The following is a 23,034-nucleotide window of genomic DNA, read 5'->3' on the forward strand; positions in this document are numbered from 1 at the left end:
CGCGGCCCGCCCGTGCCACCCCCGCTCGCGCCGCCGTCAGCGGCGCAGGATGCGGTGCGCCAGAGCGTTGCCGATCAGCTGGCCGACCTGCACGATGACGACGATGATGGCGACCGTCACCCACGTCGCCTGCTGGTTGAACTGCTGGTAGCCGTAGATGATCGCGAAGTTGCCGAGCCCGCCGCCGCCGATGTATCCGGCCATCGCCGACATGTCGACGACAGCGATGAACATGAACGTGTAGCCGAGGATCAGCGGGGCGAGCGCCTCGGGGATGACGACGCCGAACAGCACGCCGATGCGGCGCGCGCCCACGGCCCGTGCCGCTTCGACGGTTCCCGGGTCGACGGCCACGAGGTTCTGTTCGACGACGCGGGCGATCACGACCGTGGCCATGATCGTGATGGGCACGATCGCGGCATCCGTCCCCAGGGTCGATCCCGTCACGGCACGGGTGACCGGGGCGACCGCGGTGAGGAAGATGATGAACGGGATCGGCCGGATGAGGTTGATCACCAGGTTCGCGACGAAGAACACGGCGCGGTTGGCGAAGAGGTTGCCCGGCCGCGTGGCGTACAGCAGCGCCCCGATCGCGAGGCCCGCGACGCCGGAGATGGCCAGCGAGACGGCGACCATGTAGACGGTCTCGCCGATCGACTGCACCAGCACCGGGGTGAGGGTGTCCCACTTGTTCACGCGGTCACCTCCCGAACAGGCACGGTGACGTCGGTGTGCGCACGCAGCTCCGACACGACGGCCGGGAGGTCGTCGGTGTGCACGCGGTAGGTGAGAGTGCCGAGCTGCCGGCCCAGCACGTCGGTCACCCCGCCGTAGACGACCGAGTGGCGCACGCCGTGGCGGTGGAACACGGCGGAAACGTCTTCGCTGGAGAACTCGTTGATCTCGACGCTCACCAGGTCGCCGCCGCCCGCGGCGAGCGCCGTCAGCGCCTCGCCCGAGGGGACGCCCTGGGTGACGGCCGCCACGAATCGCTTCGTGAGCTCGGCGCGCGGGTGCGCGAACACGCGGTAGCTGTCGCCGCTGTCGACGACGCGGCCGCCGTCCATCACGACGACCTGATCGCACAGTTCGTGCACGATCGAGATCTGGTGCGTGATGACGACGATCGTGATGCCCAGGCGCCGGTTGATCTCGCGCAGCAGGTCGAGCACCTCGGCCGTGGTCTGCGGGTCGAGGGCACTGGTCGCCTCGTCGGCGAGCAGGATGCGCGGGTCGGTCGCGATCGCCCGCGCGATGCCCACGCGCTGCTTCTGCCCGCCCGACAGGCGCCGCGGGTACTGCTTGGCCTTGTCGCCGATCCCCACGAAGTCGAGCAGCTCGGCCACGCGCTTGTCGCGGTCGACCTTCTTCCACCCCGCCACCTTCAGCGGGTACGCAACGTTGGCCGCGACCGTGCGCGAGGTGAAGAGGTTGAACTGCTGGAAGATCATGCCCACGCGGCGCCGCAGGTCGCGCAGCGTCGACTCGCTGGCATCCCCCACATCCACGCCAAGCACCTCGACGGTGCCCGACGTCGGCTGCTCGAGCCCGTTGAGCAGCCGCACGAGCGTCGATTTGCCCGCCCCGGAGTACCCGATGATCCCGACGATCGACCCCTCCTCCACCGTCAGCGACACGTCGTCGACGGCGGTGGTGGAGGTGCGGCGATCGGTGCGGAAGCTTTTGGTGACCCCCCGCAGCTCGATGACCGCGGTCATCCGTTCTGCGCCTTGACGGCATCCTCGAGGCTGGTGAGCTCCTCGGTCAGCTGCGCGCCGGTCCACTCGGTCTTGAACTGCAGGTTGCCCTGGTTGAGCTCGGTGACCGCGGCCTCGACCTCGGGCGAGTGATACGCCTCGACGAGCTTCGCCCAGCGGGGGTCGTCCTTCTTGTCGCCGCGCGTGACGAAGGCGTTGATGTACGGGGCGAGCTGCGGGTTGTCGAGGTCTTCCTTGAAGATGATGAGCTCGTCGCCGAGCCCGCCCTTCTGCGCCTGCGTGTTGTTGACGATCGCGGCCTGGGCGCTGCCGTCCTTGAGCGCGGTCACCGTCTGATTCGTGTCGACGGGCAGCAGCTTCACCTTCGTCGACTCGATGTCGGCCGGGGTCGAGAGGGCATTGCCGCCGTCCTTGAGGGTGAGCAGCCCCGCCGTCTGCAGGTTGAGCAGGCCGCGCGCGAGATTGGTGGCGTTGTTGGGGATCGCCACGGTCGCGCCCTCGGGCAGGTCTTTCACGTCGCGGTACTGCTCCGAGTACAGCGCGAGCGGGTACACCGCGGTCGCGCCGACCGGCACGAGCGAGCCGTTGTTCTCGACGTTGAACTGCGACAGGTAGATGAGGTGCTGGAAGAGGTTCACGTCGAGCTCGCCGTCTTGCACGCCCTGGTTGAGCTGCACGCCGTCGTTGATGGTGCGCACCTCGAGGTCGATGCCCTCGTCGGCCAGCTTCTGCTTCAGCACGGTCCAGTGCGCCTCGGTGCCGTCGTCGGCTCCGAGCACGATGCGGGAGGAGTCGTCTCCGGATGCCGCTCCCCCGGCGCAACCGGTCAGGGTCAGCATGAGGGCGGCGGCGGAAGCACTGAGGATCGTGGCCAGGCGTGCGGTGCGGCGTGAAGTCATGAGACCACGTCAGCACGCGGCATCCGGGATCCGAATTCGACGCGTTACGGCCGGTAACGGGCTGTCACGCGGGGTAATCGATTGGGCGGATGCCGGCGCATCGGCGATGATCGCACGCCTTACCGAACCGCGGGCTCACAGCGAAGGCGTAGCCTGGACAGCGATGTCACGGGATGAAAACGCGCGTAAGAGATTGTCCCGGAACAGCCCCCAGGGTCTGGTCGTCGCGATCCTGGCCCTCGCCGGCCTGTGTTCGTCGTTCATGTTCACCCTCGTGGTGCCGATCCAGTCGCAGCTGCCGCAGCTGCTGAACGCCTCACGTGACGACACCGCCTGGGTCGTGACCTCGACGCTGCTGGCCGCGGCCGTCATCACCCCCATCGCGGGCCGCCTCGGCGACATGTACGGCAAGCGCCGCATCGTGCTCGTGCTGCTGGTCGTGATGATGCTCGGCTCAGTCGTGGCGGCTCTGTCGACCGGGATCATCGGCATGATCATCGGTCGCGCGCTGCAGGGCGCCGTGGTCGGCGTGGTGCCGCTGGGCATCTCGATCATGCGCGACGTGCTGCACGAGAACCGCGTCGACAGCGCGATCGCCCTCATGAGTGCGACGCTCGGCGTCGGCGGCGCCCTGGGGCTGCCGATCAGCGCGCTCGTGGCCGAGAACACCGACTGGCACTGGCTGTTCTGGATCGCCGGAGCCCTCGGCGCGATCGTCTTCGTCTTGATCCTCTGGATCGTCCCCGTCAGCGTGCTTCGCACCGCCGGGCGCTTCGACTACCTCGGTGCCGTCGGCCTCGCGATCGGTCTGATCGGCGTGCTCCTCGCCGTCTCGCGCGGCAACTCCTGGGGCTGGACGTCGCCGCTGACGCTCGGCCTCGCCATCGGCGGCATCCTCGTCCTGCTCGTGTGGGGCTGGTACGAGCTGCGCGTCGACAATCCGCTGCTCGACCTCCGCGTCGCCGCGCGCCGCCCGGTGCTGCTCACCAACCTGGCATCCGTCGCGATGGGCTTCGCCCTCTTCACCTCGAACGTCGCGTACCCGCAGATGCTCGAGCTGCCCGTCGCCACCGGCGTCGGCCTCGGCCTGTCGCTGTTGGCCGCGAGCCTCGTGGTCATGCCGTCGGGCCTGGTGATGATGGTGCTCTCGCCGATCTCGGGCACTCTCGCCCGCACGATCGGCCCGCGCGTGCTGCTGATCGCCGGCTCGATCTCGCTGATCCTCGCCTACGGCTTCAGCCTGATCTTCTCGACCGAGGTCTGGCACTTCGTCGTGGCGAACATCCTCATCGGTTTCGGCATCGGCTTCGGCTACGCCGCCATGCCCATGCTCATCATGCGCGCCGTTCCGCCGAGCGAGACCGGCGCCTCGAACGGCCTCAACGCCCTCGCCCGTTCGCTGGGCACGAGCACCGCCGCCGCGATCGTCGGCGTCGTGCTCGCGACGCTGACGACCGGTTCGGGTGACACGCGCGTCCCGACCTCGCAGGCATTCCAGGTGTCGTTCCTCATGGGCATCGGGGCTGCGGCGATCGCGCTGGTGCTGGCGTTGCTGATCCCCACGCGGTCGACGCCGGTCGAAAAGCACCCCTCGCTGCCCTGAGCCCTCCACCCCTCTTGCGGGGGAATGCACGCGGGATGATGATGTTCCCGTCTAGCAAAGGAGCTGACATGGCGGGCAAATTCGAGCTCTACAAATCCCCGAACGGCCAATTCCGGTTTCGCCTGAAAGCAACGAACGGCGAGATCATCGCGAGTTCCGAGGCCTATACGACCAAAGCGGCGGCGGCCAACGGCATTGAGTCGGTGAAGAAGAATGCGGATTCGGCGATCGTCGATCTGACCTGAGGCCCACACCTCGCGCGAGCAACCGCGCAAGCGCGCCTGATCGGCGTGGTTGAGCGCTGCCTCGATCCCTCTGTCGTACGCGCCGATCAGTAGTCGCGAAAGCCGTACAGAGTTCCCGGGTTGAGGAACTGCCTCCCCCAGAGCAGATGCCGCTCGCCCTCCGTCAGCAGTCCATGATCCGCCGCCTCCTCCCAGTTAGTCCGGATGGCGTCGTCGATCCGAGCGACGATCGCCTCGGCGTCGGACGCGGTGAGGTCGTAGAGGTGACGCGCGGCGAGGAGGTCTGTGAAGCTGTTCCGCTTCGATCCCGTGCGGTCGTAGGCGATCGCCTGCGACGCGGTCTCGCCGCTGCGACTCATCGGCGAGAGGTCGTACGCGGGGCTGAGGCGCGCGCTCACCCCGTCCCAGAGAGCCGCATGATTTCGCAGATGGTCGTCTGAGTTGGAGATGGCCATGTTGAAAGCGACTCGCGCGAAGAGCTCTTCAGCGGTGCCCGCCGGAGCCCCCCAGCGACGGAGGGCGTCGAGGAAGTCGACGTAGGTGCCACTACGAGCCTGGAGTTCGTCCAGCCCGGTCAGAGTCAGTGCGCTCGACGCGAGGATCCGACCGCCGACGGCGGTGCGATCGAAGCGCCCGACGAGGAGGACCGTCCGCCCGAGCGCGCGCACGACACGGGTCGATGCGACGTCCAGTCCGGCCTTCTTCGCGAGGAACATGCTCGTTGCTTCGGCACCGACGACGGGGAAGTGGTCATTGGATGCCGTGAACTTCGCGATGTACTGCCGTCCGCCCTCCTCGATCACGGTCTTGGGACGTGCGCCTCCCATCGCCGTTCCACTCAGCAGAGCGCGCTCGAGCTCGAACGGCAGCTCACCACCGCCCTCCACGATGTCGGCCGCGTCGAGGAGCTCGGAGAGAGACGCCGATGCCGCCTCCCGTGGGACGTACGCGCTCGACGACGCCTGGAAGTCGATGGCACCGAAGCGGTTTGACGCCGAGTGCAGCAGATACGTGCGCTCGTCCAGATCGCCGGTGTCGACCTGATCTCCCCGCTCACCCGTGACCTGGTACTGGACGACGCGTCTCCCCCAGGCGTCCGGCGAGGCGTCCCTCAGCGCCCCCGGCAATCCCATCGACCCGGTGGGGGCGAAACTCTCCGACGACAGAGGAAGGGTGGGCGCAAGCGAGACGGCCCGGTCACGTTCGAGGTAGCGGCGGCCGTAGTCGAACCAGAACTGCCCCGACTTCCGCTCTCGGAGCCGTCCGGCCGGCACCGGATCGGTCTCTCCCGGCAGCCATACCCAGACGAAGACGTCAGAAGTCGAGACCATCGTCATCGCCTTCTCGCGGCGGGGTCACGCGGCGCGGCAGCAGTGCGAGCCGTTCCTCTCCGCGGCGCCGAAGCGCCAGGAGCTCGCTCGGATCATCGACGCCGAAGAGGGGGACTCCGACGATCGACGCGACCTTGAAGACGTTGCCGATGCTTGCTGCGGCACTGCCGTTCTCGATCGCGGTCAGTGTCTTGCGCGAGACCCCGGCGGACCCCGCCAGGTGTTCCGCTGTCATCCCCCGCGCCAGACGAGCGAGACGGATCTGTTGCCCGAGCACGGCGACCGCGTCTTCCGCGACACGCGTCATGCCGATTTGTTGACGCCCCATGGGTAATACTCTACCCGAGGAGCATCCTTGCGGGTAAAGTATTGCCCTTTACCGCGTGGAGCGGGTCTGTCAGTCCAGCAGCAGCGCCGGCTCCTCGAGCACGGATGCCACGTCGGCGATGAACCGCGAGATCCCGTCGCCGTCGACCACGCGGTGATCGAACGAGCCCGACACCGTGGTCACCCAGCGGGGACGCACCTCGCCGTCGACGACCCACGGCTTCTGACGGATCGCGCCGAGCGCGATGATGCCGGCCTCACCCGGGTTGATGATCGGGGTGCCGGCATCCACTCCGAACACACCGATGTTCGTGATCGTGAACGTGCCGCCGGTCTGGTCGGCGGGGCTTGTCTTGCCCTCGCGCGCGGTGAGCGTGAGGTTCTCGAGCGCCTTGGCGAGCTCGCGCGTGTTCATCGACTGCGCGTCCTTGATGTTCGGCACGAGCAGGCCGCGGGGGGTCGCGGCGGCGATGCCGAGGTTGACGTAGTGGCGCACCGAGATCTGCGCGCCGTCTTCGGTGTCGACCCACGCGGCGTTGATCATCGGCGTGCGGCGCAGAGCCCAGATCACGGCGCGCGCCATGATCAGCAGCGGCGAGATCTTCACGTCGGCGAAGTCGGGCGAGGCCTTCAGGCGCTTGACGAGCTCCATCGTGCGCGAGGCGTCGACGTCGACCCACACCGACACGTGCGGCGCCGAGTACGCGCTCGAAGTCATCGCGTTGGCGGTCGCCTTGCGCACGCCGCGGACGGGGATCGACTCCTCGCGGGCATCGGCGGCCGGGGCGGGGGCGGATGCCGCGGGGGCGGGCGCTGCGGGAGCGGCCACCGCGATCGTCTCCTCGCGCACGGCGCCCCACTCGGGCGTCTCGATGTTGCGGAAAACGCTGGCCTGCTCGGCGTGCTTCACGACGTCGTCGCGGGTCACCTCACCGGCGGGTCCGCTGGGCGTGACGGCCGACAAGTCGACGCCGAGGTCGCGGGCGAGCTTGCGGATCGGGGGTTTGGCGACGACACCGACGGATGCCTTGACCGGGCGCTCGGCGGACGGTCCCTGAGCCTGTCGAAGGGTTCGACGCCGAGACGACACCGCTCCACCCGTGCCGTAGCCGACGAGCACGGCCCCGCCGGGGTCGCTGGGCTCGGGGACGCTCACCGGTTCTGCGGGGGCCGGGGTGCCGGCATCCGTCGATCCGATCGTGATGATCGGGGCGCCGACCTCGACGGTGGAACCCTCGGATGCCAGGAGCTCGCCGACCGTGCCCGAGTAGGGCGACGGCAGCTCGACGAGCGACTTTGCCGTCTCGATCTCGACGATCACGTCGTTGACGGCGACGGAGTCACCGGGCGCCACGCGCCACTGCACGATCTCGGCCTCGGTGAGGCCTTCTCCGACGTCGGGGAGAACGAAGGTCTGCTCGGTCACGGTGGTGTCCTTTGCTCGCGAGACTTCATCTCGCTGACGAAACGGTGACAGGCTGTCGCGGATTCGTCGGCGAATTGCAGTCTCGCGGTTCATGGCGGGGAGAGGAAGAGCGGGTCAGTACGCCAGAGACCGGTCGACGGCCTCGAGGATGCGGTCGGCGTCGGGCAGGTAGGTGCCTTCGAGCTTCGCGGGCGGGAAGGGCACGTCGAAGCCCGAGACCCGCAGCACGGGCGCCTCGAGCGCGAAGAAGGCCTTCTCCATGACGGTCGCGGCGATCTCGGAGCCGAGCGAGGTGAAGCCCGGCGCCTCCTGCGCGTAGACCATGCGGCCGGTGCGGCGCACCGAGTCGAGCAGGGGGCCGTAGTCGACCGGCGAGAGCGATCGCAGGTCGATGACCTCGCAGCTCGTCCCCTCGCTCTCGGCAAGGGCTGCCGCCTGCAGCAGGGTCGTCACCATCGCCCCGTGACCGACGAGCGTGACGTCGGTGCCGCGGCGCACGATGCGGCTCGCGTGCAGCGGCAGCGCGGGGGCCTCGAGGTCGACCTCGCCCTTCTGCCAGTACTTGGCCTTGGGCTCGAGGAAGACGATGGGGTCGGGCGAGGCGATCGCCTGCTGCATCATCCAGTAGGAGTCGTTCGCGTTCGAGGGGCTCACCACGCGCAGACCCGGGGTGTGCGTGAAATACGCCTCCGGGCTCTCCTGGTGGTGCTCGACCGCGCCGATGTGTCCGCCGTAGGGGATGCGGATGACGACGGGCATGCGCACCCCGCCCTCGTGGCGGTTCGTGATCTTCGCCAGCTGCGAGGTGATCTGGTCGAAGGCGGGGAAGACGAAGCCGTCGAACTGGATCTCGAGCACCGGCTTGAAGCCGCCCATCGCGAGACCGATCGCCGTGCCGACGATGCCCGACTCCGCGAGCGGGGAGTCGATGACCCGGCGCGGACCGAAGTCTTTCTGCAGGCCCTCGGTCACGCGGAAGACGCCGCCGAGCGGGCCGATGTCCTCTCCCATGAGCAGCACGCGGTCGTCGGTCTCGAGCGCACGACGGAGTCCGGCGTTCAACGCGCGGCTGATCGGCATGTTGTCGGTCACTGCGCGCCCCCTTCCATCGAGATCTCGTAGTCGTCGAGCCAGCGCTGCTCCTCGGCGATCACCGCGTGGGCCTCGGAGTAGACGCTCTCGAACATGTGCACGCGCGGAAGGCCGCCGAGCTCGTTCGTGCGCACGCGCACGTCGTCGGCGAGGGCCGCGCCCTCGGCATCCGCGTCGTCGAAGAACTGCTGCGGGGCGCCGCGTCCTTCGAGGTAGGCGCGCATGCGGGCGATCGGGTCGCGCTGCGCCCACGCCTTCTCTTCGTCAGAGGTGCGGTACTTGGTGGGGTCGTCGCTCGTGGTGTGCGCGCCCATGCGGTAGGTCATCGCCTCGATCGAGCGGGGACCGCCACCGGCGCGCGCCTCGTCGAGGGCGAGCTTCGACACGGCGTAGCTCGCGAGCACGTCGTTGCCGTCGACCTGCAGGCTCGGGATGCCGTAGCCCTCACCGCGCTTGTACAGCGGCGAGCGCGACTGCGTCGCGACCGGCACCGAGATGGCCCACTGGTTGTTCTGCAGGAAGAACACCTCAGGGGTCTGGAAGCTCGCGGCGAAGACCATGGCCTCGTGCACGTCGCCCTGGCTCGAGGCGCCGTCGCCGTAATAGACGATCACGGCCTCGTCGCGCTCGGGGTCTCCGCTGCCGCTCTTGCCGTCGAACACCAGGCCCATGGCCAGGCCCGTGGCGTGCAGCGTCTGCGCACCGAGCACGAGCGTGTAGATGTGCGTGTTGCCGTTCTTGGGGTCCGTCGGGTCCCACCCGCCGTGGGTGAGTCCGCGCATGAGGCGGATGATGTCGAGCGGGTCGACGCCGCGGATGCGGGTGACGACGTGCTCGCGGTACGAGGGGAAGACGTGGTCCTGCGCGCGGGCCGCGCGAGCGGAGCCGACCTGCGCTGCCTCTTGCCCGAAGGACGGCGGCCACAGGGCGAGCTGCCCCTGGCGCTGCAGGTTGGTGGCCTGCACGTCGAACGCGCGGATCGAGACCATGTCGCGATAGAAGGTCTCGAGTTCGGCATCGGTCAGGGCGTCGATGAGCGGCAGGTAGCGCTCGGCGGCGGGCGTGGGCGCCAGCGTGCCGTCGGCTGCCAGAACGCGCACGAGAGCGGGGTCGTCGAGCGGGGTCATGAACCCACGCTAACGCGCGACCCATGCGCGAGACCGCATGAGGTGCACAACGGATGCCGCGATTCGGCATTCGTTTTCGACAAAGAGACGCCGTGCTGTGTCGCCGAGGCGGGGCCCGGGCCCTTCGACAAGCTCAGGGACCTGCGCAGCGCCAGGTGGCTGAGCCTGTCGAAGCCACCGGGGCCACCGCGGGTCCCCGGCCCTTCGACAAGCTCAGGAACCTGTGCAGCGCCAGGTGGCTGAGCCTGTCGAAGCCACCGGGGCCACAGCTGGTCCCGGGCCCTTCGACAAGCTCAGGGACCTCGGAGCGCCAGGTGGCTGAGCCTGTCGAAGCCACCGGGACGCAGCAGGCCTCCGGCCCTTCGACAAGCTCAGGGACCTGTGCGGCGCGGGGCCGTCGCGGCGGCGACCTCGACCACGCGGTCGAGCGACTCTTCTTCGCCGATCGAGATGCGGATGCCGTCTCCCGCGAACGGGCGCACGATCAGGCCCGCCTCCTCGAACGCCGCGGCGACCTCGAGCGTGCGCTCGCCCGCCGCGAGCCAGACGAAGTTGCCCTGTGCGTCGGGGACGCCCCAGCCGCTCTCGCGCAGGCGGTCGACCAGTCGGTCGCGGCGCTCGGCGATGACCGAGACGCGGTGCAGCAGCTCGCTCTCGGCGTCGAGGCTGGCCAGCGCCGCCGCCTCGCCCGCCGCGGTGACCGACAGCGGAATGGCGGTGCTGCGCGCGGCGTCGAGCACGCGCGTGTGGCCGATCGCGTAGCCGACGCGCAGGCCCGCCAGCCCGTAGGCCTTCGAGAAGGTGCGGAGCATCACGATGTTGGGCCGGGCGAGCACCGCGCGCACGCGACCGCCTTCGACCGAGGCCGCGTCGGTGACGAACTCGGCGTACGCCTCGTCGAGCACGATCAACACGTCGCGCGGCACCGCGTCGACGAACGCGGCGAACTCGTCGTAGCCGACGGTCGGACCCGTGGGGTTGTTGGGGCTGCAGACGATCACCAGACGCGTGCGGTCGGTGATCGCGGCGGCCATCGCGGGAAGGTCGTGACGCGCGTCGGCGGTCAGCGGCACCTGCACGCTCGTCGCCCCCGACACCGCAACGAGCGAGGGATAGGCCTCGAACGAGCGCCAGGCGTAGACGACCTCGTCGCCGGGACCCGAGGTGGCCAGCAGCAGCTGGGCGAGGATCGACACGCTGCCGGCGGCGACGTGCACCTCGTCGGGCGAGACGCCGTACCGCGCGGCGAGACGCTCGCGAAGGCGCGAGGCCGTGGCATCCGGATACCGATTGAAGGCCCCCGTGGCCCGCACCGCGTCGAGAACGCCGGGGAGCGGTTCGAAGGGGTTCTCGTTGCTCGAGAGCTTGAACGCGTCGGGGCTCGCCTGGCGGCCCTGCCGGTACGCGGGCAGCGCGGCGATCTCGGGGCGGATGCGGGGCAGAACCGACTCTTCACTCACATCCGCGAGCCTAACCGGGCGGGGGCTGCCGATGTCAGGGGTGCGTGCCACGATGGGGCCATGCGCTTCGTCGTCCGCGTCGCCGTCAACGCCTTCGCCATCTGGATCGTCACGCTGCTGCCCGCCCTGCAGGTGCGGCTCATCCCGTTCGCCCCGGGCGAGTGGCTGCAGGTGCTGCTCACCCTGCTGCTGGTCGGGCTCATCTTCGCCCTGGTCAATACCATCGTCGGCACGGTGGTGAAGATCGTCGCGTTCCCGCTCTACATCCTCACGCTCGGGCTCATCTCGCTCGTCATCAACGGCTTCCTGCTGTGGCTGACGGCGATCATCACCGAGAACTGGGACTGGGGCCTGCGCACCGGGGAGTTCTGGCTCACGGTCGTCGCCGCGCTGCTGATCGGCATCATCAACGCGCTGCTGGGCGGCCTGTTCCGGCCGCGGCGCGAAGAGCGCGACCGCCGCTGATGCGCTGGGGGCGCATCCCCGCCATGATGGAGGGATGACTGCGAATCCCGACGCGCCCTTCCGCGTCGTGTTCGTCTGCAGCGGCAACATCTGCCGCTCCCCCATGGCCGAAGTCGTCTTCCGTCGGATCGCGGATGCCACGGGCCTCGGCTCGCACGTGGTCTCGAGCTCCGCGGGCACCGGCGACTGGCACGTGGGCGAGCGCGCCGACCATCGCACGCTCGCCGCCCTCGACCGCCTCGGGTACGACGGATCCGCGCACCGCGCGCGGCAGTTCCAGTACTCCGACTTCGAGCGCAACGACCTCGTCGTCGCCCTCGACCGCAGTCACGAACGCGTTCTGCGCGGGTGGGCGCGCGACGACGACGACGCCGACAAGATCGCTCTGCTGCAGTCGTTCCTCCCCGACGCCGAGACCCTCGACGTGCCCGACCCCTACTACGCCGGGCCGCCGATGTTCGACGAGGTGCTCGGTATGATCGAACGCGCCAGCAGGGCCCTGTTCCGGCAGCTCGAGCCCGCCATCCGTTCCGCGAGCTGACCGCTCGCGCGACCACCGGGAGACCCGTGTCCTCTCTGCCCCCGCAGCCCCTCAGCCCGCTCGACGGCCGCTACTTCGCCACCGTCGCAGAACTCGGCGACTACCTGTCGGAGGCCGGACTCAACCGCGCCCGCGTCGAGGTCGAGGTCGAGTGGCTGCTCGCCCTCACCGACCGCTCGCTCTTCGGCACCTCCCCCGTCTCCGACGCCGACCGTGCGCGCCTGCGCGCCCTGTACGAGGAGTTCGGCGCCGACGAGATCGCTTGGCTGAAAGAGAAAGAGGCGGTCACCCGCCACGACGTCAAGGCCGTCGAGTACCTCGTGCGCGACCGCCTCGACACCCTGGGCCTCACCGCCCTCGCCGAGCTGACCCACTTCGCCTGCACGAGCGAAGACATCAACTCCACCGCCTACGCCCTGACCGTGCAGCGCGCGGTCGAGCGCGTGTGGCTGCCGAAGCTCCGCTCGGTCACCGCCGCCCTCGCCGAGCTCGCGAAGCAGCACCGCGACGCCGCGATGCTCTCGCGCACGCACGGCCAGCCCGCCACGCCCACCACCATGGGCAAGGAGATCGGCGTGTTCGCGTGGCGCCTCGAGCGCGTCATGCGTCAGCTCGACGCCGGGGAGTACCTCGCGAAGTTCTCGGGTGCCACCGGCACCTGGTCGGCGCACGTCGCCGCCGAGCCCGACGTCGACTGGCCGGAACTGACGCGGACGTTCATCGAGTCGCTGGGCCTGGGCTTCAACCCGGTCACGACGCAGATCGAATCGCACGACTGGCAGGTCGAGCTGTACGACCGCGCGCGTCACGCCGGCGGCATCCTGCACAACCTCGCCACCGACATCTGGACCTACATCTCGCTCGGGTACTTCACCCAGATCCCCGTCGCGGGAGCCACCGGTTCGTCGACGATGCCGCACAAGATCAACCCGATCCGCTTCGAGAACGCCGAGGCGAATCTCGAGATCGCGGGCGGGTTGTTCGGCACCCTGGCATCCACCCTCGTCACCAGCCGCATGCAGCGCGACCTCACCGACTCGACGACCCAGCGCAACATCGGCGTCGCCTTCGGCCACTCGCTGCTCGCGCTCGACAACCTGCAGCGCGGCCTGACCGAGATCTCGCTCGCCGAAGAGGTGCTGCTGGCCGACCTCGACGTGAATTGGGAAGTGCTCGCCGAGGCGATCCAGACCGTCGTGCGCGCCGAGATCGCCGCGGGCCGCTCGCAGATCACCGACCCGTACGCGCTGCTGAAAGACCTCACGCGCGGACGCCGCGTCGGCGGGCCCGAGCTCGCGGAGTTCGTGCGCGGCCTCGACATCGGCGACGCCGCGAAAGAGCGCCTGCTCGCGCTGACCCCCGCCGCCTACGCGGGCCTGGCGTCGCAGGTGGTCGACGCGCTGTAATCCGCCCCTTGCGTGCCGGGCGCCAGGCCCTGTCGAGTGTTCACGACACGCCGCACGCTCGCGGGTGGTGCGGCGTGCCGTGGACATTCAACGGGTAACGGCGACCTGGCGCTCGCCTTCGCGCTGACAGCCTGTCGAGACGCACACCCGGGGCACGCGGATGCCGCGGAAGCGGACGCGGCAGAATGGATGCCGTGCGCGCGATGATCATGGACGCCCTGGCCGAACCGCTCGAGGTGCGGGAGGTCGAGGCCCCGACGGCGCCCGACGGCGGTGTCGTGGTCGAGGTGCACGCGACGGGCCTGTGCAAGAGCGACTGGCACGCCTGGGTCGGGCACGACGACGTGACCCTGCCCCACGTTCCGGGGCACGAACTGGCCGGACTGATCGTCGAGGTCGGCGCGGGCGTTCAGCGCTGGAGCGTCGGCGACCGTGTGACGGTGCCGTTCGTCATGGGGTGCGGGGCGTGCGAGTGGTGCCTGAGCGGCAACGCGCAGGTGTGCCCCGACCAGCAGCAACCCGGCTTCACGCAGTGGGGCAGCTTCGCCGAGCGCGTGGTGCTGCGCGCCGCCGACACGAACGTCGTGCGGATTCCGGATGACGTGTCGTTCGAGGCCGCCGCGGCCCTCGGCTGCCGCTTCGCCACGGCGTACCGCGCGCTGACCGGACGCGCGCGCGTGCAGGCCGGCGAGTGGATCACGGTGGTCGGCGCCGGCGGGGTGGGCCTCAGTGCCGTGATGATCGGCGTCGCGCTCGGCGCGCGCGTCATCGCCGTCGACCGCACGCCCGCGGCCCTCGAGGCTGCGAAACGACTTGGCGCAGAGCACGTCGTGGTGGCGGATGGCGCCGACATCCCCGCCGCCGTGCACGAGATCACCGGCGGCGGTGGCCACGTGTCAGTCGACGCGGTCGGCAGCGCCCAGACCGCGCGCGACGCCGTGCTGAGCCTGCGCCGCCGCGGCCGTCACGTGCAGATCGGCCTCCTGCCCACCGACGACGGAATGACCCGCATGCCGATGGCCCGCGTCATCGCGTGGGAGCTCGACCTGCTCGGCAGCCACGGCATGGCCGCCGCAGACTACCCCGAGATGCTGTCGCTCATCGAGAGCGGCGCCCTGCGCCCGCAGGAGCTCATCGAACGCGTCGTCGGACTCGGCGAAGCGGCCGACCTGCTGCCCACGATGGACTCGGCGTCGCCCGCGGGCATGACGATGATCGACCCGCGCCGCGCGTAGCGGCGGTCGGGGTCAGGCCTTCGGCGCCTCGGGGGTGCCGTCGGTCGTCGCGGTGGGCTTCGCCGGGGCCTCGGGCGTGGTGGAGGCGCCGGGTGCCGCGGCATCCGGAGCGTCCTTCGGAAGCAGCAGCGGACGATCGACCGTCGCGGTCACCTTCGAGGGGTCGACGGCGAGCAGCAGCAGCGCGAGCGAGACGAGCGTGATGATGAACGTCGCGCCGGCGGCGACGAGGCCGACGACGAGGGCGCGCTGGATCTCGTCGGCGGGACGCGTCTGGAAGAAGCCCATCGACATCAGCGTGACGAAACCCGCGAACAGCGCCGCGATGAAGGCGAGGCCGAGAAGCTGAACGGGCTTCATCAGGTCGCGACGGGTGGTGGGCTTGTCGGTCACGACGCTGCCTCCTCGGGGGATGCGGCCGGAACGGGTTCGGGGCGACGCGGCGAGAAGCCGGCGATCGCGAGGAACACGGCGACGACCGCCGCGTACCCGCCGAAGAGTCCTACGGCGATGGTGATGCCGGTCAGGGTGAACGACCCCGCGCCGGCGATGCTGTAGTCGAGTGCGTACTGCTGGAACGGCAGCAGAAGCGCCGCCCCCAGCACGAGGGTCACGATGCCGATGAGCACGCCGTCGCGCACGCCCGCGGTGCGGCCCGCCTTGCGGTCGCGGATCGCACCGATCAGTTCGATCAGCCCGGATAGCAGCGCCCAGGCGACCACGACACCGAAGAACAGGCCCGTCGACCGCCACGTGGTGACGCTGGCCACCAGGCCCGCGAGCACCGACACGACAGCGAGGAGCACGGGGGTGACGCGTTGCCCGGCCGGCGAGACGAGCCAGGCCGAGAGCCCGAAGACCAGGCCGGTCGCGAGCGCGAAGCCCGAGAAGACGCTCAGGCCGAGCGGCGCGGAGTGGTCTCCCGAGAACGTGATCATCGCCGCCGCGAGCGCCGCGAAAAGGGCGCGCGCCAATTGCACGTGTCGCGCGTCGAACGCGCGAGCGGAAGAAGGAGTGGTCACGGAGGGCCCCGAAGAGACGGTGTCGATGCCGCCCAGTCTATTCCTCGGCACCTGTGGCGATTATGTGGACGCTCGACGTCGAGATGCCTCGCCCCGGTCCTGCTAGCGTGCGGGGGTGAATCCAGATGCCACCGCCCCTCGCCGCATCAGAGTCTCGGCCGCGGTGATCACCGACGCCGACGGCCGTCTTCTGGTCGTGCGCAAGGCCGGCACCACGGCGTTCATGCAGCCCGGAGGCAAGCCCGAAGCGGGCGAAACGCCGGCCGAGACCCTCGCGCGCGAACTCGCCGAAGAGGTGGGACTGCGGGTGAGCCCCGACGCCCTCGAGGCGCTCGGAGAGTTCTCCGCCAGCGCCGCGAACGAGCCGGGCTTCGAGGTGGTCGCCGACGTGTTCCGGGTGGACATCGGCGATCAGGAGCCGGTTCCGGATGCCGAGATCGCCGAGCTCCGCTGGGTCACCGCCGCCACGGCATCCGGGATAGAGATCGCCCCGCTCGCCCGCGAGTTCTTCCTGCCGGCGTGATGCGTGGCGGAGCCGGGAGCAGTTGAGCCCATCGCGGCTCCCGGACCCTTCGACGAGCTCAGGGACCTCGCGCTCACACGGAGCTTCGGGGCCTGAGCCTCGCGCTCACCAGGAGCTCTTGCTGTAGTCCTTCAAGAAGATGCCGAACAGGTCTTCGCCGGCCTCGCCGCGCACGATCGGGTCGTACACGCGGGCCGCACCGTCGACGAGGTCGAGCGGAGCGTGGAAGCCCTCCTCGGCCAGGCGCACCTTGGTGAAGTGCGGGCGCTCGTCGGTGATCCAGCCGGTGTCGACGGCGGTCATCAGGATGCCGTCGGTCTCGAACATCTCGCGGGCGCTCGTGCGCGTCAGCATGTTCAGCGCGGCCTTGGCCATATTGGTGTGGGGGTGGCCGGGGCCCTTGTATCCGCGGCCGAACACGCCCTCCATCGCCGAGACGTTGACGATGTACTTCCGCTTCGCCGCGGATGCCGCCATCGCCGGCCGCAGGCGGCTGACGAGCAGGAACGGCGCGGTCATGTTGGCCAACTGCACCTCGAGCATCTCGAGGGGCTCGACCTGGTCGACGTGCTGCGTCCAGCTGTTGATGCGGTCTTCATCGGGGATGAGGCCGCCCGCGTCGATCGCGGTTCCGGTGAGCAGGCGCTCGAGCGAGGAGGATCCCGCGGCCATGGCCTCGGCGGTCAGTTCGTCGGCGGTGCGCGCGGCCGAGGCGAGGATCGGGTGCGCCGACACCGACTGCGCCAGCGCCAACGGGTGCGCATCGTTGGTGTGGCCGAAGGTGAGCAGCTCAGGCAGGGGGCCGTCGGGCAGCGGCGCGAGCTCGGCGTCGACGAGCGGCTTGTAGGCGCCGGGCGAGCGGCGCACGGTCTGCGCCGCGTTGTTGATGAGGATGTCGAGGGGGCCGTCGGCCTCCACCGACTCGGCGAGTCCGATCACCTGGGCGGGGTCGCGCAGGTCGATGCCGACGACCTTGAGGCGGTGCAGCCAGTCGGCGCTGTCGGGCAGCGACGAGAAGCGGCGCACCGCGTCGCGCGGGAAGCGCGTGGTGATGGTGGTGTGGGCGCCGTCGCGCAGCAGGCGCAGGGCGATGTACATGCCGATCTTGGCGCGGCCGCCGGTGAGCAGAGCGCGCTTACCGGTGAGGTCGGTACGCGCGTCGCGCTTCTCGTGGCTCATCGCCGCGCAGTCGGGGCAGAGCTGGTGGTAGAACGCGTCGACGAGCGTGTAGTCCTGCTTGCAGATGTAGCAGGCGCGGGCCTTGATCAGCTCGCCCGCGAACGGCATCTCCGTGCGGGCCTGCAGCGGGATGCCGCGGGTCTCGTCATCGATGCGGTCGGCGGCGCCGGTCGCGGTGGCGGCGACGACGGCACGGTCGGCATCCGCGATGCGCTGGCGCTTCTCTTTGCGTGACTGGCGCTTGACGTCTTTGTAGAGCTTGCCGGTCTGGCGGCGCAGCGCGATGTAGGCGGGGTCTTCGGGGTCGAGCGACGAGGCGGCGTCGATGACGCGCAGCGCGATCTCGAGCTCGTCGGGGTCGATCGCGGTCGACTGCGACGTCGCGGGCGACGTGTCGCGGTCGGGGTTCAGCGGTGTTTCGGGCACAGGGAAGTGTACCGAGGCCTTGCTGAACGGGCCATGGACCCGGGTGCGACGGGTCCATGGCCGTCCGTCTGTCACCAGGACAGGAGAAGTCACGAGAACAGGGCGATCCGTCGCGGATCGGCCTGTTCTCGTCGCGCTTCCTGTTCTCGTAACCGCCGCCGCCGTGGCGTCAGCGCTGCCCGCCCTCGACCCAGCGCGTGTGCGCCTTCAGCGCGTGCAGCACCGCGAGGCGCACCACGACGTACAGGGCAGCGCCGATCACGACGAGGCCGAGGCCCCACCAGAGCAGAAGGACGAGTGCGTGGGCGCCGTACATGCCGCGAGCCTAACGAACGGCCTCCGCCGCTCCAACCGAGGGGGCGTTCGCCCGCCGCGCCGGGTCGTACCGCAGCAGCCAGCGCTGCGCGGGGATCTCGACCCACTTGTGCATCGCGAACGCGAGCCCCAGCGCGATGCCGAACGCGGCGAGCGCGAGCGTCACGGCCTGGCGCCAGGGCAGTTCGGGGTGCCCGTCGGGCCACGCCGACGACACCGACGCGATCACCAGCAGGTGCACGAGGTAGAAGGCGAACGACACGCGGCCGAGCTCCTGCCACAGCGGGCGGGCGAGGAAGGTCGAGCGTCCCCGGGCGTCCGCGACGGCGAGCGAGGCGACCAGCAGGGCGTAGAAGCCGACGGTCGCGGCGAGCCCCGGGTGAACGTCGGTGCCGGGCACGGCGGGGGCCTCCGACAGGGCGTAGCCGACGACGGCCAGCGGCACGGTGTAGCGCAGCCGCAGCGGCATCCAGGCCCCGCTCTTCACGAGCAGCGCGAGGGTGACGCCGAGCACGAACTCGGGCAGGCGGAGCAGGGGGGTGGATGCCGACGACATCGGTACCGGCGACAGGGCCGCGATCTGCGGCGCCAGGGCGACGAGCGCGAGGGCCACGCCGACCGTGACGGCCTTGGCGCGGTTCGTCAGGCGCACGAGGGGGCGGATGAGGAACGGGAAGCTGAGGTAGAAGAACGCCTCGCACACCAGCGACCAGCTCGCGGGGTTGCCGGCCTGCCACCAGTCGGGCACCCAGCCGTTGACCAGCAGCAGGTTGGACGCGAGCGGGGCGGCGCCGTCGGTGCGGATCTCGGGCACGAGGGTCGCCGCGGCGATCAGCGCGAGCACGACGCCGACGACGTGCAGGGGGTAGATGCGGGCGAAGCGGTGCCACCAGAACGATCCGGCGCTCTGCTGCGGCTTGAACCCCCACGCCAGCACGAAGCCCGAGAGGATGAAGAAGAGCGTCACCCCGGTCTTGCCGGCCTCGAAGACGAAGGCCCACACCGTTCCCGCGGGTCCGCCGAAGTACTCGACCGCCATGAGGTGGTGCCCGAAGATGAGCATCGCCGTCGCCCAGCGGAGCCCCGTCAGCGACGGGAGGTTCCGCACGTGGGCGAAGGGGGCGGATGCCGCGACCCGAGCGGTCGACACAGGAGCGGTCATGGTGCTGATGGTCGTCGCCTCCGTGTCGTCTCTCGCGCCGACGATCGACGACCCGTGCGGGGCGCACGAGTCCACGCCGACCCGGGAGAAGTTACTCGTCGAGTGTCAAGAAATGCCTGAAAGGTCCGGGGCTTGACGTCGTCGACTTCCCCTCTCGTGGACGGGGATCGGGCCCCATCGGTAGCCTGACGATTCCGCGCCGATCCGCGCGGCACCGGGGGGGAAAGGACATGGCCACGCGTTCGACCTCCCCGATTCCGGCCGTGAAGCTCGCCCGCCGCGCGCGGGTCTTCGCGTTCGTGCTGGCGCCGATCTTCGCCGTCGTCGCCGTCATGTACCTGCGGATCGGTCAGGACCAGCGCCCCGCACTGACGACGCGTTCGACCACCCCGGAGCGGCGCTGACGGGGATCGCTCCCCGCCACCGCCGCATCCGCTCTACTCGGTGACCTCCGCGCGATCCACGCGGAACGTCTCGGCGCGGCCGTCGGGGGCGGTCACCGTGACCTCGGCCTGCCCGGAGCCGCCGGGGAACACCCGCAGCGTCAGCCCGTCGAGGTAGTCGTAGTCGGGGCGGTCCTCCCGCGCACCCCAGGGGATCACCGCTCCGGGCCGCACGTACAGCGGCAGCGAGTCGAATCCGTGCCGCTCGGTGCGCCACCCGCCGCCGACCACCCGCTCACCGGTCAGCAGGTGGGTCCACTCCCCCGCCGGCAGGTAGAACGAGACGTCTCCGGATGCCGAGAACACCGGCGCCACGAGCAGGTCGGGCCCGAGCATGTACTGGCGGTCGAGGTGCGCGGTGCCGGGATCGTCGGGGAACTCCATCAGCATCGGACGCATCAGCGGCGTCCCGCTGACCGTGGCTTCGCGCGCGGCGGCATAGAGGTACGGCATGAGCCGCAGCTTCAGCCGCGAGAACTGCCGCGTGACCTCGACCGCCTCGTCGTCGAACGCCCACGGCACTCGGTACGAGTCGGAGCCGTGGAAGCGGCTGTGCGACGACAGCATGCCGTAGGCGATCCACCGCTTGAACACCGCCGCGTCGGGCGTGCCCTCGAAGCCGCCGATGTCGTGGCTCCAGAACGCGAACCCGCTCCACGCGAGCGAGAGCCCTCCGCGCAGCGTCTCGGCCATCGACGCGAAGGTCGAGGAGTTGTCACCGCCCCAGTGCACGGGCATGGTCTGCCCGCCCGCGGTCGCCGAGCGGGCGAACAGCACGGCCTCACCCACGCCGCGCTCGGCGACGAGCACCTCGTGCACGGCCTGGTTGTACAGCTGCGCGTAGAGGTTGTGCATGCGCTCGGGGTCGGTGCCGTCGTGCCAGACGACGTTGGTGGGGATGCGCTCGCCGAAGTCGGTCTTGAAGCAGTCGACGCCCTGAGCGATCAGGCGGCGCAGGTACGACTGGTACCAGCGCACGGCCTCGGGGTTGGTGAAGTCGACGAGCGCCATGCCCGGCACCCACAGGTCCCACTGCCACGGCGACCCGTCGGGCCGGCGCACGAAGTATCCGCCCGCGACGCCCTCCTCGAACAGCGGCGAGCGCTGGGCGATGTAGGGGTTGATCCACACCGACACGCGCAGGTCGCGCTCGTGCAGGCGCTGGAGCATGGCATCCGGATCGGGGAACACCCGCTCGTCCCACGTGAAGTCGCACCAGGTGAACTCGCGCATCCAGAAGCAGTCGAAGTGGAACACCGACAGCGGCAGGTCGCGCTCGGCCATGCCCTCGATGAACGAGGTGACGGTCTGCTCGTCGTAGTCGGTGGTGAACGAGGTGGTCAGCCACGTGCCGAACGACCACGCGGGCACGACCGGCGGGCGGCCGGTGAGCGCGGTGTAGCGCGAGACGACGTCTTTCGGGGTGGGGCCGGCGATGACGAAGTACTCCAGCACCTCGCCCGAGACCGAGAACTGCACGCGCTCGACGTTCTCGGATGCGACCTCGAACGATACGTGGCCGGGGTCGTTCACGAGCACGCCGTAGCCGCCGGATGAGACGTAGAACGGCACGCTCTTGTAGGCCTGCTCGCTCGAGGTACCGCCGTCGGCGTTCCAGATGTCGACGGTCTGCCCGTTCTTCACCACCGGACCGAAGCGCTCGCCCAGGCCGTAGACGGTCTCGCCCACGCCGAGTTCGAGCTGCTCGTGCAGGTAGTGACGGGCCGCGGGCACGCCCGTGTCGGCGCTGGCGTTGCCGATCACGCCGGTCTCGACGTCGGCTCCCTCGGCGAGGCTCACGCGTCCGAGCGAACGGATGCCGCTTCCCGTGACGCGCTGTCCGTCGACCTCGAACGAGAGGTCCCACGGTGCCCCGGTGCTGACGCGGGCGACCAGGCCACCGGTGGTGAGCGTGGCCCCGGACGCGTCGATCGCGAGGGCGCCGGCATCCGGAACCGCCCCCGGCAGGGCGAATCCGCGGGGGCTGCCGGCTCCGTCGTGATGGGCCACGCGCACCCGCACGACCCCCTCGAGCGGAGACGACAGCGTCACCGTGAGCACCGCGCGGTTGAGCACGTCTCCGCGCTTGGCGATCACCCGCGTCGGCGCGAGCACGGTGAGGCCCGGGCCGTCGGCGGTGTCGGTCCGCTCGATGTCGTAGGCCTCGGCCGCGTAGTCGACGGAGACGCCCGGCCGCATGAGCCAGAAACCATCGGTGAACTTCATTACTTGACTGCTCCTGCCGTGATGCCGCGTGTCAGCGTGCGCTGGAAGATGAGGAAGAAGATGAGCGTGGGGATGATGCCCAGGAGGGCCGACGCGCTGATCGTGGTGACGTCCATGAGCCGGTCGCCCTGCAGCACGCTGATCGCCACGGGAACCGTCTGGTTGTCGTTCGAGGCGAGGAAGGTCAGCGGGATGAGGAACTCGTTCCACGTCCAGATGAAGAAGAAGATCACCAGCACCGACAGGGTCGGTCGGCTGATCGGGAAGACCACGCGCCACAGGATCTGCCAGCGGCTCGCGCCGTCGATCGCCGCGGCCTCGAGGATCTCGCGGGGGAACGTGCCGTACACCGACGACAGCAGGTAGGTGCCGAACGCGGCCTGGATCACCGTGAACACGATGATCACCGACAGCAGGTTGTCGTAGAGGCCGACCGATTTGAACATGTAGTACAGCGGGTACAGCAGGGCCTCCTGCGGCAGCAGGTTGGCCATGAGGAACAGCAGCACGATGCCCGTGCGCCCGCGGACGCGGCCGATGCCGATCGCGAAGGCGTTGAGCATCGAGATGCCCACGGCCAGCACCGCCACGACGCCCGAGATGAGCACCGAGTTGAGCACCTTGCGGGGGAAGTCGACGCGGTTCCAGAAGTCGACGATGCCGCCGAAGTCGAGAGCGCTCGGCAGGGCCAGCGGACCCGAGGTGGCGTAGTCGACCGGCGACTTGAACGAGTTGACGAGCACGAGGTAGAACGGCGCGAGCACGAGCAGCGCGCCGACCACGACGAGCGCGAGCAGCAGCCAGTCGACGCCGCGACGACGGGTCATGCCCCCGCGGGCTCCGCGCCGGCGGGGCGGGCGACC

The 23,034-nt window shown here is 69.9% G+C and carries 24 protein-coding genes; 8 read left to right on the plus strand and 16 right to left on the minus strand.

Translation table 11 applies throughout. From position 1 onward, the window contains the following. Positions 1-36: 36 nt before the first annotated feature. From LPW41_RS00795 to LPW41_RS00805, 3 genes are read right to left on the minus strand one after another with little or no spacing between them, the layout of a single operon-like run. Entirely contained in the window at positions 37-696 is a 660-nt protein-coding gene (locus tag LPW41_RS00795) for a methionine ABC transporter permease (RefSeq protein WP_154097084.1), read from the minus strand. Then, on the minus strand, positions 693-1,718 hold the full coding sequence (locus LPW41_RS00800) for a methionine ABC transporter ATP-binding protein (RefSeq protein ID WP_230703854.1): 1,026 nt from the start codon (positions 1,716-1,718) through the stop codon (positions 693-695). Before LPW41_RS00800 ends, LPW41_RS00795 begins: the two co-directional genes overlap by 4 nt. Further along, positions 1,715-2,617 carry a MetQ/NlpA family ABC transporter substrate-binding protein gene (locus tag LPW41_RS00805; RefSeq protein ID WP_187358441.1) on the minus strand — a complete coding sequence of 301 codons (903 nt, stop codon included), beginning with the start codon at positions 2,615-2,617 and terminating at the stop codon, positions 1,715-1,717. Before LPW41_RS00805 ends, LPW41_RS00800 begins: the two co-directional genes overlap by 4 nt. A 163-nt stretch (positions 2,618-2,780) precedes the next feature. Here LPW41_RS00805 and LPW41_RS00810 point away from each other — a divergent pair, with 163 nt between their 5' ends. Together LPW41_RS00810 and LPW41_RS00815 are read left to right on the plus strand one after the other, a co-directional pair. Beyond that, positions 2,781-4,220 (plus strand): MFS transporter, encoded by a 1,440-nt coding sequence (locus tag LPW41_RS00810; RefSeq protein ID WP_230703855.1) that lies wholly within the window; start codon positions 2,781-2,783, stop codon positions 4,218-4,220. Between the two features lie 68 nt (positions 4,221-4,288). Further along, on the plus strand, positions 4,289-4,465 hold the full coding sequence (locus tag LPW41_RS00815; protein WP_230703856.1) for a DUF1508 domain-containing protein: 177 nt from the start codon (positions 4,289-4,291) through the stop codon (positions 4,463-4,465). Positions 4,466-4,551: 86 nt separating this feature from the next. Here LPW41_RS00815 and LPW41_RS00820 read toward each other — a convergent pair whose 3' ends face one another. From LPW41_RS00820 to LPW41_RS00845, 6 genes are all read right to left on the minus strand, one after another. After that, entirely contained in the window at positions 4,552-5,796 is a 1,245-nt protein-coding gene (locus LPW41_RS00820) for a type II toxin-antitoxin system HipA family toxin (RefSeq protein WP_230703857.1), read from the minus strand. Next, a complete protein-coding gene (locus tag LPW41_RS00825) occupies positions 5,780-6,124 on the minus strand; it encodes a helix-turn-helix transcriptional regulator (protein WP_144783855.1) in 345 nt (114 codons plus the stop codon). The genes LPW41_RS00820 and LPW41_RS00825 overlap by 17 nt, the downstream gene beginning before the upstream one ends. 69 nt (positions 6,125-6,193) lie before the next feature. Beyond that, positions 6,194-7,549, minus strand: a complete 1,356-nt coding sequence (locus LPW41_RS00830) for a dihydrolipoamide acetyltransferase family protein (protein WP_230703858.1) — start codon at positions 7,547-7,549, stop codon at positions 6,194-6,196. A gap of 114 nt (positions 7,550-7,663) precedes the next feature. Next, the gene (locus tag LPW41_RS00835; RefSeq protein WP_230704504.1) at positions 7,664-8,629 is read right to left on the minus strand and encodes an alpha-ketoacid dehydrogenase subunit beta; all 966 of its coding nucleotides are present in this window, start codon (positions 8,627-8,629) and stop codon (positions 7,664-7,666) included. Between the two features lie 8 nt (positions 8,630-8,637). Continuing rightward, positions 8,638-9,768, minus strand: a complete 1,131-nt coding sequence (locus LPW41_RS00840) for a thiamine pyrophosphate-dependent enzyme (RefSeq protein ID WP_230703859.1) — start codon at positions 9,766-9,768, stop codon at positions 8,638-8,640. 371 nt (positions 9,769-10,139) lie between these two features. Beyond that, positions 10,140-11,228, minus strand: coding sequence for a histidinol-phosphate transaminase (locus tag LPW41_RS00845; protein WP_144831227.1), 1,089 nt, complete (start codon positions 11,226-11,228; stop codon positions 10,140-10,142). Positions 11,229-11,288: 60 nt separating this feature from the next. On the opposite strand from LPW41_RS00845, the gene LPW41_RS00850 reads away from it, so the two are divergent. The 4 genes from LPW41_RS00850 to LPW41_RS00865 all read left to right on the plus strand — a co-directional run bounded on the left by LPW41_RS00850 (position 11,289) and on the right by LPW41_RS00865 (position 14,875). After that, positions 11,289-11,693 carry a phage holin family protein gene (locus tag LPW41_RS00850; RefSeq protein ID WP_144831224.1) on the plus strand — a complete coding sequence of 135 codons (405 nt, stop codon included), beginning with the start codon at positions 11,289-11,291 and terminating at the stop codon, positions 11,691-11,693. Positions 11,694-11,727: 34 nt separating this feature from the next. Then, the gene (locus LPW41_RS00855; RefSeq protein ID WP_144831221.1) at positions 11,728-12,234 is read left to right on the plus strand and encodes a low molecular weight protein-tyrosine-phosphatase; all 507 of its coding nucleotides are present in this window, start codon (positions 11,728-11,730) and stop codon (positions 12,232-12,234) included. Positions 12,235-12,260: 26 nt separating this feature from the next. Continuing rightward, complete coding sequence (gene purB / locus LPW41_RS00860) at positions 12,261-13,640, plus strand: adenylosuccinate lyase (RefSeq protein ID WP_230703860.1); 1,380 nt, start codon at positions 12,261-12,263, stop codon at positions 13,638-13,640. Positions 13,641-13,834: 194 nt separating this feature from the next. Beyond that, entirely contained in the window at positions 13,835-14,875 is a 1,041-nt protein-coding gene (locus LPW41_RS00865) for a zinc-dependent alcohol dehydrogenase family protein (protein WP_230704505.1), read from the plus strand. A gap of 12 nt (positions 14,876-14,887) precedes the next feature. On the opposite strand, the gene LPW41_RS00870 is transcribed toward LPW41_RS00865, so the two are convergent. Then, positions 14,888-15,268, minus strand: a complete 381-nt coding sequence (locus LPW41_RS00870) for an amino acid transporter (RefSeq protein WP_144831216.1) — start codon at positions 15,266-15,268, stop codon at positions 14,888-14,890. Further along, positions 15,265-15,897, minus strand: a complete 633-nt coding sequence (locus LPW41_RS00875) for an acyl-CoA synthetase (RefSeq protein ID WP_187358440.1) — start codon at positions 15,895-15,897, stop codon at positions 15,265-15,267. The genes LPW41_RS00870 and LPW41_RS00875 overlap by 4 nt, the downstream gene beginning before the upstream one ends. A 115-nt stretch (positions 15,898-16,012) precedes the next feature. Here LPW41_RS00875 and LPW41_RS00880 point away from each other — a divergent pair, with 115 nt between their 5' ends. Then, positions 16,013-16,420: an NUDIX domain-containing protein gene (locus tag LPW41_RS00880; protein ID WP_230703861.1), complete on the plus strand. Its 408-nt coding sequence runs from the start codon at positions 16,013-16,015 to the stop codon at positions 16,418-16,420. A gap of 105 nt (positions 16,421-16,525) precedes the next feature. Here the strand turns inward: LPW41_RS00880 and LPW41_RS00885 are convergent, their stop codons facing one another. The 3 genes from LPW41_RS00885 to LPW41_RS00895 all read right to left on the minus strand — a co-directional run bounded on the left by LPW41_RS00885 (position 16,526) and on the right by LPW41_RS00895 (position 19,502). After that, a complete protein-coding gene (locus LPW41_RS00885) occupies positions 16,526-18,025 on the minus strand; it encodes an SDR family NAD(P)-dependent oxidoreductase (RefSeq protein ID WP_144831211.1) in 1,500 nt (499 codons plus the stop codon). 169 nt (positions 18,026-18,194) lie between these two features. Then, positions 18,195-18,341 carry a hypothetical protein gene (locus tag LPW41_RS00890; RefSeq protein ID WP_187358439.1) on the minus strand — a complete coding sequence of 49 codons (147 nt, stop codon included), beginning with the start codon at positions 18,339-18,341 and terminating at the stop codon, positions 18,195-18,197. A gap of 9 nt (positions 18,342-18,350) precedes the next feature. Further along, positions 18,351-19,502, minus strand: a complete 1,152-nt coding sequence (locus LPW41_RS00895; RefSeq protein ID WP_230703862.1) for an acyltransferase — start codon at positions 19,500-19,502, stop codon at positions 18,351-18,353. Positions 19,503-19,732: 230 nt separating this feature from the next. Between LPW41_RS00895 and LPW41_RS00900 the strand changes: the two genes are divergently transcribed. Continuing rightward, positions 19,733-19,906 carry a hypothetical protein gene (locus LPW41_RS00900; RefSeq protein WP_230703863.1) on the plus strand — a complete coding sequence of 58 codons (174 nt, stop codon included), beginning with the start codon at positions 19,733-19,735 and terminating at the stop codon, positions 19,904-19,906. Between the two features lie 33 nt (positions 19,907-19,939). Here LPW41_RS00900 and yicI read toward each other — a convergent pair whose 3' ends face one another. Both yicI and LPW41_RS00910 read right to left on the minus strand, forming a co-directional pair. Further along, the gene (gene yicI / locus LPW41_RS00905; protein WP_230703864.1) at positions 19,940-22,171 is read right to left on the minus strand and encodes an alpha-xylosidase; all 2,232 of its coding nucleotides are present in this window, start codon (positions 22,169-22,171) and stop codon (positions 19,940-19,942) included. Then, on the minus strand, positions 22,171-22,998 hold the full coding sequence (locus tag LPW41_RS00910) for a carbohydrate ABC transporter permease (protein WP_144832006.1): 828 nt from the start codon (positions 22,996-22,998) through the stop codon (positions 22,171-22,173). The genes yicI and LPW41_RS00910 overlap by 1 nt, the downstream gene beginning before the upstream one ends. Positions 22,999-23,034: the final 36 nt, after the last annotated feature.

The sequence above is a fragment of the Microbacterium sp. JC 701 genome (assembly GCF_021026215.1).
In the GTDB taxonomy this organism is placed as follows: Bacteria; Actinomycetota; Actinomycetes; order Actinomycetales; family Microbacteriaceae; genus Microbacterium; species Microbacterium algihabitans.